This is a genomic window from Methylophaga nitratireducenticrescens, assembly GCF_000260985.4.
GTDB lineage: Bacteria > Pseudomonadota > Gammaproteobacteria > Nitrosococcales > Methylophagaceae > Methylophaga > Methylophaga nitratireducenticrescens.
Window position 1 is genome coordinate 1,748,252 of record NC_017857.3, and the last position, 17,639, is coordinate 1,765,890.

At 44.5% G+C, this 17,639-nt stretch carries 16 protein-coding genes; 11 read left to right on the plus strand and 5 right to left on the minus strand.

All coding sequences use genetic code 11. From position 1 onward, the window contains the following. Positions 1–85: 85 nt before the first annotated feature. Together Q7A_RS08460 and Q7A_RS08465 are read right to left on the minus strand one after the other, a co-directional pair. Positions 86–613 (minus strand): NADPH-dependent FMN reductase, encoded by a 528-nt coding sequence (locus Q7A_RS08460; RefSeq protein ID WP_014706932.1) that lies wholly within the window; start codon positions 611–613, stop codon positions 86–88. Between the two features lie 108 nt (positions 614–721). Next, the gene (locus tag Q7A_RS08465; protein WP_014706933.1) at positions 722–997 is read right to left on the minus strand and encodes a cupin domain-containing protein; all 276 of its coding nucleotides are present in this window, start codon (positions 995–997) and stop codon (positions 722–724) included. 266 nt (positions 998–1,263) lie between these two features. Here Q7A_RS08465 and Q7A_RS08470 point away from each other — a divergent pair, with 266 nt between their 5' ends. Continuing rightward, the gene (locus Q7A_RS08470) at positions 1,264–3,447 is read left to right on the plus strand and encodes a TonB-dependent receptor (RefSeq protein ID WP_014706934.1); all 2,184 of its coding nucleotides are present in this window, start codon (positions 1,264–1,266) and stop codon (positions 3,445–3,447) included. Between the two features lie 64 nt (positions 3,448–3,511). Here the strand turns inward: Q7A_RS08470 and Q7A_RS08475 are convergent, their stop codons facing one another. Further along, positions 3,512–5,194: an NAD-dependent malic enzyme gene (locus Q7A_RS08475; RefSeq protein WP_014706935.1), complete on the minus strand. Its 1,683-nt coding sequence runs from the start codon at positions 5,192–5,194 to the stop codon at positions 3,512–3,514. 232 nt (positions 5,195–5,426) lie between these two features. On the opposite strand from Q7A_RS08475, the gene Q7A_RS08480 reads away from it, so the two are divergent. From Q7A_RS08480 to Q7A_RS08500, 5 genes are all read left to right on the plus strand, one after another. After that, positions 5,427–5,765 (plus strand): DUF2845 domain-containing protein, encoded by a 339-nt coding sequence (locus Q7A_RS08480; protein ID WP_014706936.1) that lies wholly within the window; start codon positions 5,427–5,429, stop codon positions 5,763–5,765. A gap of 138 nt (positions 5,766–5,903) precedes the next feature. Then, positions 5,904–6,209, plus strand: coding sequence for a hypothetical protein (locus tag Q7A_RS08485; protein ID WP_014706937.1), 306 nt, complete (start codon positions 5,904–5,906; stop codon positions 6,207–6,209). A 251-nt stretch (positions 6,210–6,460) separates the two neighbouring features. After that, entirely contained in the window at positions 6,461–7,534 is a 1,074-nt protein-coding gene (locus Q7A_RS08490) for an HlyD family secretion protein (RefSeq protein ID WP_014706938.1), read from the plus strand. Continuing rightward, complete coding sequence (gene rbbA, locus Q7A_RS08495) at positions 7,501–10,311, plus strand: ribosome-associated ATPase/putative transporter RbbA (RefSeq protein ID WP_407939498.1); 2,811 nt, start codon at positions 7,501–7,503, stop codon at positions 10,309–10,311. The genes Q7A_RS08490 and rbbA overlap by 34 nt, the downstream gene beginning before the upstream one ends. After that, the gene (locus tag Q7A_RS08500; RefSeq protein ID WP_014706940.1) at positions 10,312–11,433 is read left to right on the plus strand and encodes an ABC transporter permease; all 1,122 of its coding nucleotides are present in this window, start codon (positions 10,312–10,314) and stop codon (positions 11,431–11,433) included. Between the two features lie 59 nt (positions 11,434–11,492). On the opposite strand, the gene Q7A_RS08505 is transcribed toward Q7A_RS08500, so the two are convergent. Beyond that, entirely contained in the window at positions 11,493–12,158 is a 666-nt protein-coding gene (locus Q7A_RS08505) for an HAD family hydrolase (protein WP_014706941.1), read from the minus strand. Between the two features lie 105 nt (positions 12,159–12,263). Beyond that, on the minus strand, positions 12,264–12,902 hold the full coding sequence (locus Q7A_RS08510) for an arylesterase (RefSeq protein ID WP_014706942.1): 639 nt from the start codon (positions 12,900–12,902) through the stop codon (positions 12,264–12,266). A gap of 28 nt (positions 12,903–12,930) precedes the next feature. Here Q7A_RS08510 and Q7A_RS08515 point away from each other — a divergent pair, with 28 nt between their 5' ends. The 5 genes from Q7A_RS08515 (at position 12,931) to Q7A_RS08530 (ending at position 17,637) form a co-directional block, all read left to right on the plus strand. Further along, complete coding sequence (locus Q7A_RS08515) at positions 12,931–13,662, plus strand: ABC transporter ATP-binding protein (RefSeq protein WP_014706943.1); 732 nt, start codon at positions 12,931–12,933, stop codon at positions 13,660–13,662. Next, entirely contained in the window at positions 13,659–16,142 is a 2,484-nt protein-coding gene (locus Q7A_RS08520; protein WP_014706944.1) for an ABC transporter permease, read from the plus strand. Before Q7A_RS08515 ends, Q7A_RS08520 begins: the two co-directional genes overlap by 4 nt. A gap of 108 nt (positions 16,143–16,250) precedes the next feature. Further along, positions 16,251–16,952: a monofunctional biosynthetic peptidoglycan transglycosylase gene (gene mtgA, locus Q7A_RS08525; RefSeq protein WP_014706945.1), complete on the plus strand. Its 702-nt coding sequence runs from the start codon at positions 16,251–16,253 to the stop codon at positions 16,950–16,952. 164 nt (positions 16,953–17,116) lie between these two features. After that, on the plus strand, positions 17,117–17,284 hold the full coding sequence (locus tag Q7A_RS15200; protein ID WP_014706946.1) for a hypothetical protein: 168 nt from the start codon (positions 17,117–17,119) through the stop codon (positions 17,282–17,284). 122 nt (positions 17,285–17,406) lie between these two features. After that, the gene (locus Q7A_RS08530) at positions 17,407–17,637 is read left to right on the plus strand and encodes a DUF2789 domain-containing protein (protein ID WP_041354467.1); all 231 of its coding nucleotides are present in this window, start codon (positions 17,407–17,409) and stop codon (positions 17,635–17,637) included. Positions 17,638–17,639: the final 2 nt, after the last annotated feature.

Below are 17,639 nucleotides of genomic sequence, written 5' to 3' on the forward strand. Positions count from 1 at the left end.
GATCCTTAAACAAAAAATAATTCAAAAGCATATCGACAAATTTTTTAACTATACTGCAACCATATTTCTAAATTGTGACAATATACTATTGTGTTAATTGTTTCATCGTTTCTTGCAATTGTTTGTCAAATTCAGCGTGAATAACTTTCCCGCTCTCAGTATCAAAATTATCGAAAAAAGAGGGAAGTGACATATTACCTTTTATTTCCGCAGCAAAGCGGGGCATTGAATTGAGTGCAATTTCCATTACTGTGGCACCGCCTCGTTCACCGGGAGAGGTTGATAACAGAACAGTTGGTTTTTTCTGAAAGACTTTTTGTTCGATTCGTGTACACCAGTCAAACAGGTTTTTCCATGCCGCTGAATAGTTGCCATTATGTTCTGCAAGAGAAATAACTAAGGCATCGGCATTGCCCAGTTTATTCAGAAAGGCTTGAGCCAATGCGGGCTGACCAATTTCTTTTTCAATATCAACGCTAAACAGTGGGAGTTCATAATCATTCAGATCCAGCACTTCTACATCAGCATTCTCAAGCAGACTCGCTGCATAAGTAACTAATTGCTTATTGATAGATTGTTGACTATTGCTGGTTGCAAAAGCGATGACTTTCATAAAATCTCCAGTGTTATGAGTACTCAATGTCTAATGACAGATAGCTTGGCGAAAAGTTGTGAGAACTGTAAAAGTAAAAAAGGCATCCGAAGATGCCTTTAAGTATTACTAATCGTAGCTGTAATGCTTTTTCAGCTGTTTGGTCACTTGCCACATGCTTTTTAAGCCTGTTGGGAAAATTGCATAATCACCAGGAACGATTGTGACTGGTTGGCCACCATCTGGTGTGACAACAATTTCACCTTCAAGAATGTAAGCTTTTTCGGTTTCATCAAAATCCAAACGGAATTCGGTTACTGGACAATCCCAAATTTCCCAACCGGACACGCCCAGTTCCTGCAAGCGGGCTTCAGAAGGGTTTTTTTCAATAATAATCTCTGGCATAAAAATCCTGAATTTAAAAAGGGTCAATCATGGCCCGTCATGCGACATAACCATTGCTTTTTTTGTCGACCATGCGCGATAACACAGCGACATGTCAGTATTTGACCGGCAAATAATAGCAAAACTGAGGGGAATACGTTGAACTGGATGTTTCCGACATAAAAATATATGTGTCATTTGTATCTAAATGACAACGATTTGTATTTACATTAAGCTGGTCGATGCGTAGCATATGATTTTTTCTTTTTCTTCACCGGAGAAAGTTCATGCGAATTAAACTATCGCCGCTTGCGATATCTATCAGCTTAGCCTTGTTAGCTTCACACGCAGTATCTGCTGCCGAAACCGAAACTGATTCAGCAGAATTGGAATCGATTACAGTCACGGCCAGTGCGGATGCGTCTGCTGAAGGTTTATCTCCCAAATTTGCAGGTGGCCAAGTTGCTGAAGGTGGACGTGCGGGCATTCTGGGTACAAAAGATAATCTCGACACTCCATTTAGTATAACCAGCTATACCAATGAGTTTATTCAGGATCGACAGGCGCGAAGTGTCGGTGAGGTTCTGCAAAATGATCCCACCGTTCGGGTGGCGAGAGGTTTTGGCAATTTTCAGGAATCTTATTTTATCCGTGGCTTTATCCTGAATTCTGATGATATCGCTTACAACGGACTATATTCATTACTCCCTAGACAATATATTGCAACCGAACTGTTTGAGCGAGTAGAAGTGTTGCGAGGTGCTTCCTCATTCTTAACCGGCGCTAATCCAAACGGAGGAGGCATTGGTGGGGCTATCAATCTATTACCAAAACGTGCACCAAATTATGATTTGAATCGCGTTACGGTTGGGTTTGATAGTGGCAGTCAAGCGAATGTTTCTGCTGATGTTGCCAGACGGTTTGGTGAAAATGATGAATTTGGTGTACGGGTAAATGCGGCCCATCGAAATGGGGGAACATCAGTCGACGATGAAGAATCAGAACTGAATTTATTTAATGTTGGTTTAGATTGGCAGGGAGATAGATTACGTCTTTCAGCAGATATGGGATATCAGAATCATCAATTAGATGAAACGAGAACAAATGTTACTGTTTCTGGACTTTCAGATATACCCTCGGCACCGGACGCAAGCGATAACTGGGCTCAACCATGGTCATATTCAAATGAAAAAAATTATTTTGGTACATTCCGAGCCGAGTACGACCTTAATGATAATGTAACAGCTTGGGCTGCCTATGGCATGCGTCGTAGTGATGAAGCAAACTCATTAGCAAATATTGAAATCACTGATGCTGAGAGTGGAGACGGTTTAATGGGTAGGTTTGACAATACCCGAGAAGATCGTGTTGATACAGGTGAATTTGGATTTAGTGGGAATTTTAATACTGGGTCGATTGGTCATGACTGGGTAGTTGCTTATTCTTACTTTCAGCTAGAAAAGAAAAATGCATACATAGGTGAGTTTGGTGATGGGGAATTTGCTACTAATCTTTATAATCCACAATATATTGACCAGCCAGCATTCCTTTTTGGTAATGGGACTTTTTCAGGAAATGAACTTGATTCCCCCTCGTTAAATGCTAGAACTAAATTTAACAGTTTTGCTATTGGCGATACTTTATCCTTTTTTAATGACCAAATATTGCTGACGCTAGGGGCAAGACATCAATCTATTAAAGTTGAGGACTATGCATACAACACAAGTGAACGAACTTTTTATGAAGAAAGCGAAATTACTCCTTCAGTTGGCATTGTTTTTAAACTGACAAATCAAGTCTCTTTATATTCTAACTACATTGAAAGTTTAAGACAGGGTGAGTCTGTCGATACGGGCTTGGGGTATCTGGAATCTTTGGAACCTTACGTTGCTGAGCAATATGAAGTTGGTTTGAAATATCAAACAGATACGCTTGGACTTGGACTGGCTTACTTCACTACCGATAAACCTCGCGCCATTAATAATAACGGCGTTGTAGAGCAGTCTGGTGAAGATCAACATCAAGGTGTTGAATTAACCATGTACGGTATGGCAACTGATGATGTGAAATTATTAGGTGGTGTTACTTGGCTGGATGCCGAACAGAAAGATACAGGTGATGAGACTTTTGATGGTAATCGGGTAATTGGTGTTGCTGAATGGCAAGCCACTATTGGAGCTGAGTGGGAAATACCTACAGTTGCTGGTTTAGCCGTGGATAGCCGAGTGAATTATACCGGCTCACGTTACGCTGATGCGGCGAATACGCTGAAAGTCGATGATTGGACTACCGTGGATATTGGGGCACGTTATTTGTTGCAGTTAGGCAATCAGGATTTAACATTACGTGCACGCGTAAACAATTTGTTCGATCGTGATTATTGGGCATCGGTAGGTGGCTATGAAGGGCAAGGATACTTGGTTCTAGGTGCTCCTCGTACCGTCACATTAAGTGCAACGATGGATTTCTAAACACAATTAATCAGTTCGAAACGGCTTGCAGTAATAACTGCAAGCCGTTTTTTATGCGTGTTAATTACACATTCACCCGCTGATACTCACGATAACGTGGCAGCCAGAAGTTATCTTCAATCGCCTGTAATAAAGCACTATCGGTAATTTCTGGGGCAAGTTGTTTTTGCTGAGCCAGTTTGGCTACGGCGAAGGCAATCTTTTTACTCAGATCTGCTGTATCTGTTAACGGAGGGAGAAGTTCCTGGTGACCACTGGTAGCGAGTGGCGATGCCGCAGCCAGCACTTCACTGGCAGTCATCAACATATCATCGGTAATTCGTTCTATTCCGGCAGCAACGACGGCAAGGCCGAGACCCGGGAATATATAACTGTTATTGCATTGGGCAATAGGATAAATCTTGCCTTTATAAGCAACAGGCATAAAAGGGCTGCCAGTCGCAATAAGCGCATTGCCATCGGTCCATTCAATAAGCTGTTGGGGTTGGGCTTCAATTTGTTTGGAAGGATTACTTAATGGAAAAATAATCGGTTTTGGACAATGTGAATACATGGTTTTGATGATGTTTTCTGTAAATATGCCGGTCTGTCCGGACACACCAATTAATACCGTGGGATGTGCATGATCAATTACTTCAGCCAAGTTGGCATTAATGCCTGAAATATTCCAGGTAGCACACACCAGATCCAGCTGAGCCAGTTTTTGTTGAAAATCCGGCAGGCCAGGTAATGATTGGGTCAACAGTCCCGGCCGATCAATCATAAAAATTCGCTGGCGGGCATCCCCTTCGCTAGTGCCTTCAGTCATCATCTGAGCCACAATTTGTTCGGCTATGCCACAGCCTGCTGAACCGGCTCCAACAAATACAATCGTTTGCTCGGATAGCGTTTGTTGTTTGGCACGACAGGCGGCCAACAGTGATCCAACAGTCACCGCGGCGGTTCCTTGAATATCGTCATTGAAACAGCAAAGTTCATCACGATATCGAGTTAATAATGGCAAGGCTTTGCGTTGCTCAAAATCTTCAAACTGTAACAGCGCATTTGGCCAGCGTTTTTTGATAGCTGCAATGAACAGTTCCATAAATTCATCATATTGCTGAGCATCAATACGTGGATGTTGCCAACCGATATATTGAGGGCTATCCAATAAATGCGGATTATCAGTGCCGACATCCAGCATGATGGGCAGGGTATAGGCCGGGCTGATTCCACCACAAACGGTGTACAAAGAAAGCTTTCCAATCGGAATCCCCATCCCGCCAACACCTTGATCACCCAAGCCAAGAATCCGGCTGCCATCAGTAACTACAATGACTTTTACATTGCGTTTGGTAGCATTGAGCAGGATTTCATCAATCTGGTGACGATCAGGATAGGAAATAAACAGGCCACGTGCCCGACGATAGATTTGCGAAAAACGTTCACACGCATCACCTACCGTGGGCGTGTAGATTATCGGCATCATTTCCTGCAGATGCTGTTCCAGCAGGAAGTAAAACAGCGTTTCGTTATTGTCCTGAATAGTACGCAGATAAATATGCTTGTTAATCGGCTCGACAAAACTGGAATATTGCTGATAGGCACGTTCAGCCTGCTGTTCAATCGTTTCAAATCGTTGGGGTATCAAGCCTTTTAAGTTAAATTGTTGCCGTTCTGCTTCACTGAATGCTGTGCCTTTATTAAGAAGGGATGTTGCGAGGAGGATAGGACCAGCATAGTTGATATAAATAGGTTTTGACGGCATTGCAATAACATTCCTGAAAGATGTTTGATGGTCAGTATAAACATCTGAGACAGGGAAAATTCAACTGTTCTTGCTTAGTAATGCCATGTTGCTGGTGCAAACTCACCCCAAAATTCGTGAATAAATAGATGTTTTTTGATTTTTATGAAACACACCGGTTGACGAACTGTACCTTAAGGTCGCATATTGTCCCGAATTCATTAAAACCAGTGGCTGTGGTATGAGGAAAGTTATGCAATTATCAACCCTTCTAGTGCCAATGACGGCGCTACTATTTTCTGGCAGTGTATTTGCAGGCAGTGCTTCATCACATGAAGAAAGCATGGCATGTGGTGCTAACAATATAACTATCGGTATGAGCACGGACGATATTAAAGCTATCTGTGGTCAATTCTGGGAACCTGCCTTTATCAGCAAACATACCCGCCCAGTCTTAAGAAAAGTGGCGGATTCCGACGAAGAAAATGATTATTTCGAAAAATGGTTATATCGCGTAGTGGAACATCAGGAAACACATGTGGTAATTAAAAACGGTCAGATTGTGAAAATTTTTAATACGCCTCAGCCTTAAATGACCTAACACAATTAATTAATAAAAGACGGCCGTTTCAGGCCGTTTTTTTTTGACAATCTTAAATATTTATCAGGTAGTGGATTTTAATGTTTTATCGAGAGTCATAAGTGACATACACAAATCAAAGAGCTGCCGATGAAAACACACATTATTCTGGCTTTGCCCATCCTGGCACTTTTTAGCTTGCCGCTTCATGCCGATGAGACTACAGATAATAAACAGTGTGAGCTTATTGCCAATCTCACAGGCGATTATTACCATCACAAACAAGCTGGAAAATCCAAACAGGAAGTTCTGCAAACGATGCGCCCGGAATTTGCAAATGATGAGTTCTTGCGGGTAGTAGATCTGGCGATCAATCTTGCTTACACCTTCCCGGATGAGTTAGCCGAAGAAAAAGTGGAACAACAGGTTTTCCAAGGGTGTGAACAACATCAATAATTTTTCGGTGGCTAAATTCATTTGATCTGCATCAAAAGCTGCTAAGTTAATTCATGTTCTATGCTTTAATTATGCTTGGCTGTTGTAAACTTAAATCAAACAGCCACATGCTTTAGGCGATTTATATAGGGTTTTGCAACTCCATAATCTCCAATGCTTCCTCAAATAATCTGAAATGGCAATGCCGCTTTAAAAAACATTTCTGGCCGGTTGCGCCGATTTGGCAAATTTCTTTGTATAAGGGAAAACGGATGCCACTTAACCGAAATACTCAATTGCTTCGTGCGTTAATGCTTGTGGCAATAATTGTCTTATCCATTTTTCTTGTATGGCGTTTTTATTTGGCACCGGATCCTAATGCCGGTCTGGTTTATGGCAACGGCAGAATTGAAGCGACTGAAATCGATGTAGCTGCCAAAACCGCAGGGCGTATACAGGATATTTTGGTTCGAGAAGGTGATTTTGTCACCACGGGCCAGGTAGTGGCCCGGATGGATACAGAAAACCTGATGGCCCAGTTACGAGAGGCCCAGGCATTATTTCATCAAGCTGAGAGCTCTGTTGCTATCGCCAATAGTCAATTGGTACAGCGCGAAGCAGAAAAACAGGCTGCATTAGCCCTGGTTGCCCAGCGTGAGGCTGAATTAAATGTGGCTCGTAAGCGTTATGAACGGTCTTCGTCGTTGGCTGGACGTGGAGCAACTTCTCAACAGGAAGCCGATGATGATTTTGCCCGTCAACAAAGTGCGGTAGCTGCGGTCAGTGCCTCAAAGGCTCAGGTAGCCGCTGCAGATGCTGCCATTGTCACGGCCCGAGCTCAAATGGCTGGAGCAGAATCGGCCTTATTAGGTGCACAAGCCAGTATTGATCGTATTCAAGCTGATATTTCTGATAGTGAGCTTAAAGCTGTCCGTGATGGTCGGGTACAGTATCGTATTGCCCAACCTGGCGAAGTCATTGCCGCTGGTGGACGCGTGTTGAATTTGGTCGATCTGCGGGATGTGTATATGACTTTCTTTTTACCCACCCTCAGTGCAGGCCGTTTAGCCTTAGGAACCGATGTCAGAATTATTCTTGATGCCGCACCCGATTACGTCTTTCCAGCTAAAGTATCTTTTGTGGCCGATGTCGCACAGTTCACACCCAAAACCGTCGAAACCGCGACTGAGCGGGAAAAATTGATGTTTAGAGTGCGTGCCCAGATCCCGCAGGATCTATTGGATACCTATATATTGCGTGTGAAAACCGGCCTTCCGGGTGTCGCATATGTTCTTGAAGATTCCCAGGGAGAATGGCCAGAACATCTGGCAGTGAGGATTCCTTGATGGCAGCCGTGGCATTGTCAGAGTCGAATGACAAACGCCTGGTGGCGGTGCTGAAAAATGTCAGTCTTTGTTACGGTAAAACGCAAGCTTTAAATGATCTGAGTCTCGATATTCCGGCAGGGCGCATGGTCGGTATTATCGGGCCAGATGGGGTGGGGAAATCCAGCTTATTTTCATTGATTTCTGGTGCACACGCCATTCAGCAGGGCACTATTGAAGTGCTGGGTGGTGACATGCGAAAACAACAGCACCGGCAAACAGTTTGTCCACGCATTGCCTATATGCCTCAAGGGCTTGGCAAAAACCTGTATCACACACTCTCCGTATTTGAAAATGTGGATTTTTTTGGCCGTTTATTCGGTCATGATCGACTTGAGCGTGAACAACGCATCAACGAATTGCTGGAAGCTACTGGTCTGACAGCATTCGCTGAACGGCCCGCGGGTAAATTATCCGGCGGTATGAAGCAAAAACTGGGTTTATGTTGTGCGCTGATTCATGACCCGGATTTACTCATTCTGGATGAACCTACTACCGGCGTGGATCCATTATCACGACGCCAATTCTGGTCACTGATTAACCGAATTCGAAGTGATAATCCGGGAATGAGTGTTCTGGTGGCAACTGCGTATATGGAGGAGGCCGCAGACTTTGACTGGTTAGTGGCAATGAATCAGGGGAAGGTGCTCACCACAGGCACGCCACAACAAATACTTGAGCACACATCTACCAGCTCGCTGGAATCTGCTTTTATAGCGTTGTTACCAGAAGAACAACGCCAGCGACATCAACCTGTTGTTATCTCCTCGCGCGAAGAGTCTGTTCAAGATGAATTTGCCATTGAGGCGGATAATCTCACCATGCGTTTTGGTCATTTCACCGCCGTAGATCAGGTGAGTTTTCGTATCCCACGAGGTGAGATTTTTGGTTTTCTCGGCTCCAATGGTTGTGGCAAAACCACTACGATGAAAATGTTGACAGGGCTGTTGGCGGCTTCTGAAGGACAGGCCAGGTTATTTGGCAAAACCATTGATCCACATGATCTGAGTACCCGTCAACGAGTGGGATATATGACGCAGTCATTCTCGTTATACGGTGAACTGACAGTAAAGCAGAATCTGGATTTGCATGCACGATTATTCAAACTGTCCCCGCATAGCATTGCAGTCAGAATAGACGAGATGGCAAAACGATTTGAACTTGAAGCGGTATTGGATAGTTTGCCGGATGCTTTGCCCCTTGGCCAAAGACAGCGATTGTCACTTGCCGTAGCCATGATCCATGGACCGGAAATGTTGATTCTCGATGAACCGACTTCGGGAGTTGATCCGATTGCACGTGATGTGTTCTGGCAAATCATGGTGGACCTGGCTCGGCAGGATGGGGTAACCATTTTTATTTCAACGCATTTTATGAACGAAGCGGAGCGTTGCGACCGGATTTCATTGATGCATGCGGGACGGGTGTTGGTGACTGATACGCCGGAGAATTTAATAAAAGCCAGAAATGCCGCCACATTAGAAGATGCTTTTGTCGATTATTTGCAGGAGGAAGTACGGCGCCAGGAAAATCTGCCGATGACAGATGATGGTATTAAAAAATCAATAAAAACCAATACTAAAAATGATGCCCCATCTGCTTCGCTCACAGGCTTTAGTCTACGCCGCTTATACAGTTACACTCGACGTGAAACACTTGAATTAGTTAGAGACCCCATCAGATTAACCATGGCAATGCTGGGCACATTATTGCTGATGTTTGTGGTGGGCTACGGTATCAGTCTGGATGTAGAAGATCTTAAATTTGCGGTGCTTGATGCTGATCAATCAGCGACCAGCCGTGATTACACGCTTAATTTATCAGGATCACGTTATTTTATTGAACAACCTGCATTATATAGCCATGCCGAAATAGAGCAGCGAATGCAGTCCGGCGAACTCAGCCTGGCAATTGAGATCCCGTATGGATTTGGCCGGGATCTGGCTCGAGGCAGACCGGTGGAAATTGGCGCCTGGATTGATGGCTCAATGCCGACACGAGGTGAGAATATTCGTGGTTATGTGCAGGGAATGCATAGTCATTGGCTGACTATGAAATCAAGGGAAATACTGGGATCGTCTGTCACGGCACAACCTGCCACCATTGAAGCACGCTTTCGTTATAACCCCGATGTGAAAAGTCTGGTGGCAATGGTACCGGCGATGATTCCACTGTTGCTAATGCTGATTTTATCGATGTTGACGGCATTGTCGGTAGTGCGGGAAAAAGAGCTGGGTTCGATCGTGAATCTGTATGTCACGCCGGTAAGTCGTTTGGAATTTCTACTCGGCAAGCAATTGCCATACATCGTGCTGGGCATGTTGAATTTCGTATTGTTGGTGTTGTTTGCGGTATTTATCTTTCAGGTGCCGCTTACCGGAAGTTTTCTCACTCTGACATTTGCAGCATTGCTCTATGTAGTTTGTGCTACCTCACTGGGCTTGTTGATTTCAGCCTTCACTCGTAGTCAGATTGCGGCGTTATTTGGTACCGCGTTATTAACGTTGATTCCGGCAGTGCAATTCTCGGGCATGATTGATCCAGTGTCATCAATGCAAGGCCTGGGCCGATGGATTGGTGAGGTTTATCCTGCCACGCATTTTTTAACTATCTCCCGAGGCGTGTTTTCCAAAGGACTGTCTTATTCGGATCTGCACTCCGCATTTAACGCATTATTTATTGCTGTCCCGGTATTAATGCTGATCGGCGTTATGCTGTTGAAAAAGCAGGAACGATAAATGGCCATCAGCAATATACTGCATCTGGGTGTCAAAGAAATGCGTAGTTTATTACGTGATCCGGTATTGATGATCTTTATCGTTTACGCGTTCAGTTTGTCGATTTATGCGGCGGCTACCGCAATGATTGATTCCTTGAATAACGCGCCTATAGCGATTGTGGACGATGATCGCTCCCCTTTATCCATGCGCATTGTAGATGCCTTTTATCCACCCTATTTTTTGCCTCCTGTGCTGATTGAGCAGCATGAGATTGATGCCCGGATGGATATGGGAATTGATACATTTGCCTTGCATATTCCATCAAATTTTCAACGTGATTTACTGGCTGGTCATCAACCCGTTATTCAGCTAAATATTGATGCAACCCGTATGGGACAGGCGTTTACCGGTAATAATTATGTGCAGTCTATCGTCAGCGGTGAGATTGACGCCTTTGTAAAACGACATCGGCAGGAGAGCGTGACACCAGTTGATTTGGTGTTACGCGCAAAATTTAATCCGGAATTGAATAGCCAGTGGTTTGGGGCGGTAATGGAGGTTATCAATAACATCACCATGTTATCGATAATTTTAACCGGAGCAGCGCTTATCAGAGAGCGTGAGCATGGCACGCTTGAGCATTTACTGGTCATGCCTGTTACACCCTTTGAAATCATGGCCAGTAAGGTCTGGGCCATGGCTTTAGTGGTTATCACAGCAACAGCATTGTCTTTATGGCTGGTGGTTCAGACATGGTTAGCCGTACCCATACAGGGATCGGTCTGGCTGTTTTTACTGGGCACATTGTTTCACTTGTTTGCGACCACTTCACTAGGCATCTTTCTGGGCACGGTTGCCCGTTCAATGCCTCAATTCGGCTTATTGTTGGTAATGATTCTATTACCGTTACAAGTACTGTCAGGGGCCAGCACACCCCGGGAAAGTATGCCGGATATTATTCAGTACATTATGTTACTGGCCCCAGATACCCATTTTGTCATGTTGGCACAATCCATTTTGTATCGAGGAGCAGGTTTTACCGAGGTCTGGCCACAGTTTCTTGTTTTGATTTTGTTGGGGGGCGTTCTATTTGGTTTATCATTAAGTCGTTTTCGAAAAACCATTGCTTCCATGGCGTAATTTTCAGCTAGTTGTTTGCTGAATTATTCTTACTGCAATGTCCCAGTCTTTAGTACTTTTTATGCGTTTTCCAAGCCAAAAAACTGTTGATCAGACCAGGAAAACTGGTCAAGTGAATTTAATGCAGAGCGAATAATAGTAAGGATCGAAGCATCAGCCATTCGCCTTGGGTTTACATAGATAACCTGCATACCCGCTTCATGGGCCGCTTTGACGCCGGTAGGGGAGTCCTCAAATACCAGGCAATGATGTGGTTCCACTTGTAGGTTTTCTGCACTTTTCAAATAAATTTCCGGATGAGGTTTGGTGTTTTCCACATCATCGGCAGTTTGAATCGAGTTGAAAAAGGTTTCGATTTCCAGACAACTCAGCACTGTACTACAAACCTGTTTTGGTGCATTGGTGGCCAGTCCGATTGGTAGATTGCTGAGCTGAATGTGTTTCAGTAAGTTGAGTGCACCTTGCATGGCAAGGGGCTTTTTTTGGATTTGCTGACAGACGTGTTCAATGACTTGCTGCTGCGAGGTTTCCAGTGAAAATGGTCTGTGCGCTTTTGCTGACCAATACTTAGAAACTTCCAACATATTCATATTGCGAGTCAGTAACTGATCCGTTTCCGTAACCGAAATGCCATAACTGGAAAAAACGGTTTTTTCAGCGTGATCCCATATTTCCTCGGAATCAATCAAAACGCCGTCCATATCAAAAATGATGGCTTTAATCATCTGTAATCTTGTATTTTTGAAAGTACATAATTAATCGGTTCATCAGGCAACAATTGTCTGTTGATGAGGTCTGATAATGCGTTTAAGGAAATTAGTGATTACATGCTATTCAAGTAATGCCAGTAATTCGGTCCAGATATTGTCGAGTAACTGTGGCTGAGCTTTTGCCGTAGGATGGATTCCATCAGCCTGCATCATGGCCTCGCCATCATATACATCAGCAAGGAAAAAGGGCAGGAATGCGAGATTATATTCTTCTGCAAGACTGGAAAAAACATTGGCAAACGCTGTGGTATAAGGTTGACCATAATTAGGTGGAATTTCGATGCCTACCAATAATACTTCGGCACCATGCTGTTGGGATAACTGAATCATTTTGGCCAGATTAGTTCGAATGACATCGGGTGGGAAACCGCGTAACCCGTCATTACCGCCCAACTCAATCACAACGATAGCGGGATCATGATTGTCCAGCAAATCCGGTAATCTGCGTAAACCACCGTCGGTTGTTTCGCCACTGATACTGGCATTGGCTACATTCCAGGTTTCGGGTGTTTCCTGTTCAAGGCGCTCTTTGAGTAACTCGACCCAGGCGGCATCACTGTCGATGCCATAGGCTGCACTGAGACTGTCGCCAACAATTAACAGGTTTTTTCGCTGGGGTTCAGCAGCTTGTGACTGGAAACTGACTAGAACCAAAAACAGCCAGATAAACAATGTTTGTGTAGGTAATAAGGTTTTCATAACCGCCAATTAATTATGTGAGGAAAGTATGTCCACAGATAGACAACCGGTTCCGTCAAAAGACTTCATGATACAGGTACAAAATCTGTCACATTCGGTTGATTTGGGCACCGATAAACTGTCGATTTTACAACAAGTCAATATGGACATTCGTAAAGGCGAGTCTGCAGCCATTGTCGGGCGTTCCGGTTCAGGTAAAACCACATTACTGGGGTTACTGGCAGGACTGGATTTACCGATCAGTGGAACAGTAAGTCTTGATGGACATCTTATCAGTGCTTTGTCTGAAGATGAACGTGCCAGCTTGCGTTCACAACGGGTCGGCTTTGTGTTTCAGTCTTTTCAATTGTTACCCACATTATCTGCGCTTGAAAATGTGATGTTACCCATAGAGTTAGCTGGCCTACCTAATGTAAAGTCAAAGGCAGAGAGCTTGCTTAAGCGGGTCGGTTTGGGCGAGCGGATGCAACATACCCCCCGACAATTATCGGGTGGTGAACAACAACGGGTAGCCATCGCCAGAGCCTTTGCTGTGAATCCTCAAGTGTTATTTGCAGACGAACCTACCGGTAATCTGGACACCCGAACTGGTGAGGCGATTACTGAATTATTAATGAATCTGAACAGTGAGCACGGTACAACGCTGGTGATGGTGACGCATGATCAACAGCTGGCAGAGCGATGTCAGCGATATTTCATTATTGAGGCAGGCGTGCTGCATGAAAAAACAGAAAAAAATGCAGAGGTGTTATCTGCATGAACGTAACGGCTAAAGTGATTTCGTTCACCCAGGATTTACGTGAGCGAAATGTAAAAGTCATGTTAATGGCGATGATCATTGCTGTGGCAACTGTGGCAACCATAAATGCCTTTGCAGAGCATCTGCAAAGAACATTAATGACATCGGCCAGTGCTTTTTTGGCGGCAGATCGTCAGTTAAATAGCCGAACCAATGCTCCCATTCCAGATGCCTGGTATGCAGAGGCAGAAAAGCAAGGTCTTCAAGTTGGCCGAATGATTGAGTTTGGCACTATGGTTTCCAACGAAAGCCAATTTCAACTGGTTGCCGTCAAAGCGATTGATAATGCCTATCCACTTCGTGGTGAAATTGAATGGCAAGCCGATCTGGAGAGTCCGAGACAAGATTCATCCTCTGGGCCTCAACCCGGCGAAGTCTGGTTGAACCCCCGGCTTATGCGTTTATTGGAATTACGGCCTGGTGATGCGCTGGAAATTGGCGCCACTTCCCTTGAAGTGACCGGCGTGATTATGCGTGAACCGGATGGTGGCTTTCGGCTTTCTTCTCTCGCACCAAGGGTGATGATGCATGTGGATGATGTGGCTGCAACGGAGGTAATACAACCTGGGAGTCGTGTTCGGCATCGTGGTTTATTTGCCGGTAGTGCGACCGAACTGGCTGATTTTGAAGCATGGCTGGAATCACGCTTAACAGATAATTACCGCTGGGTGGATGTTCGGCAAGGCGAAACTCTGGGGGAATCTTTAGAAAAAGCAAAGGGCTTTTTATTACTTGGCGGAAGTCTGGCTGTGTTGCTTGCAGTCGTGGCAATAGCTGTTGCCAGCCGTCAATATGCCCTAAGCCAGCGGGATCGCGTGGCGTTACTAAAAACCATGGGACTGACTGGCAAACGCATTCGTAAATTATATTTATCGCGCTTAGTTGTATGGGGCCTGATGGCTACTGTTATTGGCTTAATGCTTGCCATACCTGCTGCCTGGCTGTTGGCTTCACTGGCCGCACAGTTAATGGACCAGCCGTTACAATTTGAAGTGGATTTCTGGCAACTTTGGCCAGCTGTGTTAACTGCCTTAGCCGCTTTATTTGCCTTTGCCTTCCCACCGATTGATCGTTTACGTAATACACCGGCAATGCGAGTGTTTCGTAGTTTACCAACTAATGACAAGGCCGCTTTAGTCAAAGATTTGTTGCTGGCTGTCTTAGTGATTTTTGGTTTGTTATGGGTGTATGTCAATGATATCAAGCTGGTAACAGCATTACTCGGGGCAGTTGTTGCGTTAGTTATTTCACTGGCAGTTGCCGGTGCTGGGCTAATCTGGCTATTACGCAGATTTCCAGCCGGAAAAGGTGGTTGGCGATTGGCGGTGATTGCGTTGTATCGACATCGTAATGCGACCTTGTCACAAATGTCGGTATTTTCGATGACTATTATGCTGGCTGCTACGTTAGTTCTGGTGCGATCATCGTTACTGGCTGACTGGCAGGCACAGTTACCGGAGGATGCGCCAAATCATTTTCTGCTGAATATTGCACCGGAATCAGTTGATGAGGTAGAAGCTTTTTTCTCACAGCATCAGATAAACCGCAGTCCTCTATATCCTATTGTTCGTGGCAGACTGACAGAGATTAATGCGCAACCTGCACAGGAAGTTGCGTTAAATAAGGATGATGATGAATTGCGTCGTGAATTAAATCTGACAACATCAAATTCTTATCCAGAGGATAATCAAATCGTTACCGGGCAATGGTTTAAGCCGGGTGAAACAACAGGGCTATCGATTGAACAATCACTGGCTGAGTCACTTGGGGTCGAGGTGGGTGATGAACTGAGCTTTACGGTTGGGGCTGAAAAGGTGAGCACAACCATCACCAGTATTCGCAGTGTGCAATGGGACAGCATGCGGCCCAACTTTTTCATCATCTTTCCGCCCAATGGCACCATAGATGGATTACCCAGTACCTCGCTGACGAGCTTCTACCTTGCTGAACAGGATAAAGCGTTACTAAATGATTTTGTGCGACAGTTTCCCACCATTTCAGTGCTGGAGATTGATCATATTATCGAACGTATCCAGCAAATTATTCGTCAGGTAACACAGGCGGTAGAAGCGATATTACTGATGATTTTACTGGCAGCGATTGCTGTGATGGTAGCCGTTGTCAGTGCAACGATGTCGGCGCGGCAGCGTGAGGGCGCCTTATTACGTACCCTGGGTGGCCAACAGAAATTACTGGTCAAAGCCACAACGATTGAGTTTGCATTGATTGGTTTTCTGGCCGGTATTCTGGGTGTACTGGCAGCTGAAGTTGCCGTGTGGGCATTACAAAATCGTATGTTTGATGGCGAATTTCGCTGGCATTGGCCAGTTGTGTTAAGCCTGCCTTTTTTCAGTGCAGTGATTCTTGCCATACTTGGACGCTGGCAATTAACACCTGTATTAACCGTTTCGCCTATGTTGTTATTAAGAAGGCTGGAATAAGCTGAGAGTCAATTTGTATTGGCTTACAGTAGCTTGCATGACTCAAACAAACGTCCCATTATGTGCAGATTTGCATCCTGAGGATGCCTGTTTTGCTTAGGAATAACTGTGCATCGAATATATCGTTTTCTCTTAAAGTTATTGCTGCTAACGATATTGGCGTTTGTCCTGTTGAGTGCATTGTTGGTATTACCTTTTCGCTGGATAAATCCACCGATAACCATGGTGATGGCAGACCGCTGGATAACGTCAACTGAAGACTTTCAACTCCGCAAGACCTGGCTCAGTTGGGATGAGATACCCAAACATGCGGCTTTAGCTGTCGTGACTTCTGAGGATCAGAAATTTCCGTTACACAGTGGGTTTGACCTTAAGGCGATTCAGCAGGCGTTCAAAGAACGAGAGCGCCGGGGTGGCTTGCGTGGTGCCAGCACCATCAGTCAGCAGGTGGCAAAAAACATGTATTTATGGACTGGCCGCAGCTGGTTCAGAAAAGGTCTGGAAGTCTGGTTTACCTTGCTGATTGAACTCAGCTGGAGCAAACAGCGAATTCTTGAGATTTATCTGAATATTGCGGAGTGGGGGCCTGGGGTGTTTGGGCTGGAAGCCGCCAGTCAATATCACTTTGGTCGCTCAGCAATGAAACTGACTCCAATACAGGCGGCATTACTGGCATCATCCTTGCCCAGCCCGATAAAGTATCATCCAGCAAAACCTGCACAACATCTGTATCAACGTGCTCAGTGGAATTTACAACAACAACGTAAACTTGGCGGTGTTCATTGGTTGGCACCGATAAATGAAAAATGATGCAAACATTCCTTTGAGAAATAAATGTGAGCAAGCTCACACATTGAGGTCAGAACAGCCATTATTCATAAAAATTAAACATCCTCTCACTAATATCATCACCGATTAATTGGCAACAAAATAACATAATAGAATTTTTCCACGAAGATAGTGAAAGGATGAAAATGAAGACGTTAACGCAGGACCTTGAAACATGGGCGCAACTATACGCTGATGATAATATTTTTGAGCATAACGGCAAAATTATTGATAGTGAAAAAGCGTTTAGAACGGCCGGTTTACATGCTCAGGCGAAGCCAAGTTACCAAGAATGGCTGACGTTAATCGATTAACTTTATGAGGATTGCTATATAACATATAAAGTAGCGTGAGGATTTTTGCCAAATTCTGATGAATTATCTCGCTTCAATTCCAGTCAACTCTTTGAACAACATTGAAAATCGAGGTTTTTGTTATGGATACATCGCAACACACGATGGTAAATCTTTTTATGCAGCTGGGTTTGGAAAGCAATGAAGCAGCCATTGAGCAATTTATGGCTAGCCATACGCTGCAGGAAAATGAAAAACTGGAAAATGCCAGTTTCTGGTCACCCTCTCAATCAGCTTTTATTAAAGAATGTCTAGCCTCTGATTCTGATTGGGCTGAGGTAGTTGATCAGCTTAATGTTCAGTTACGGCAGTAAGC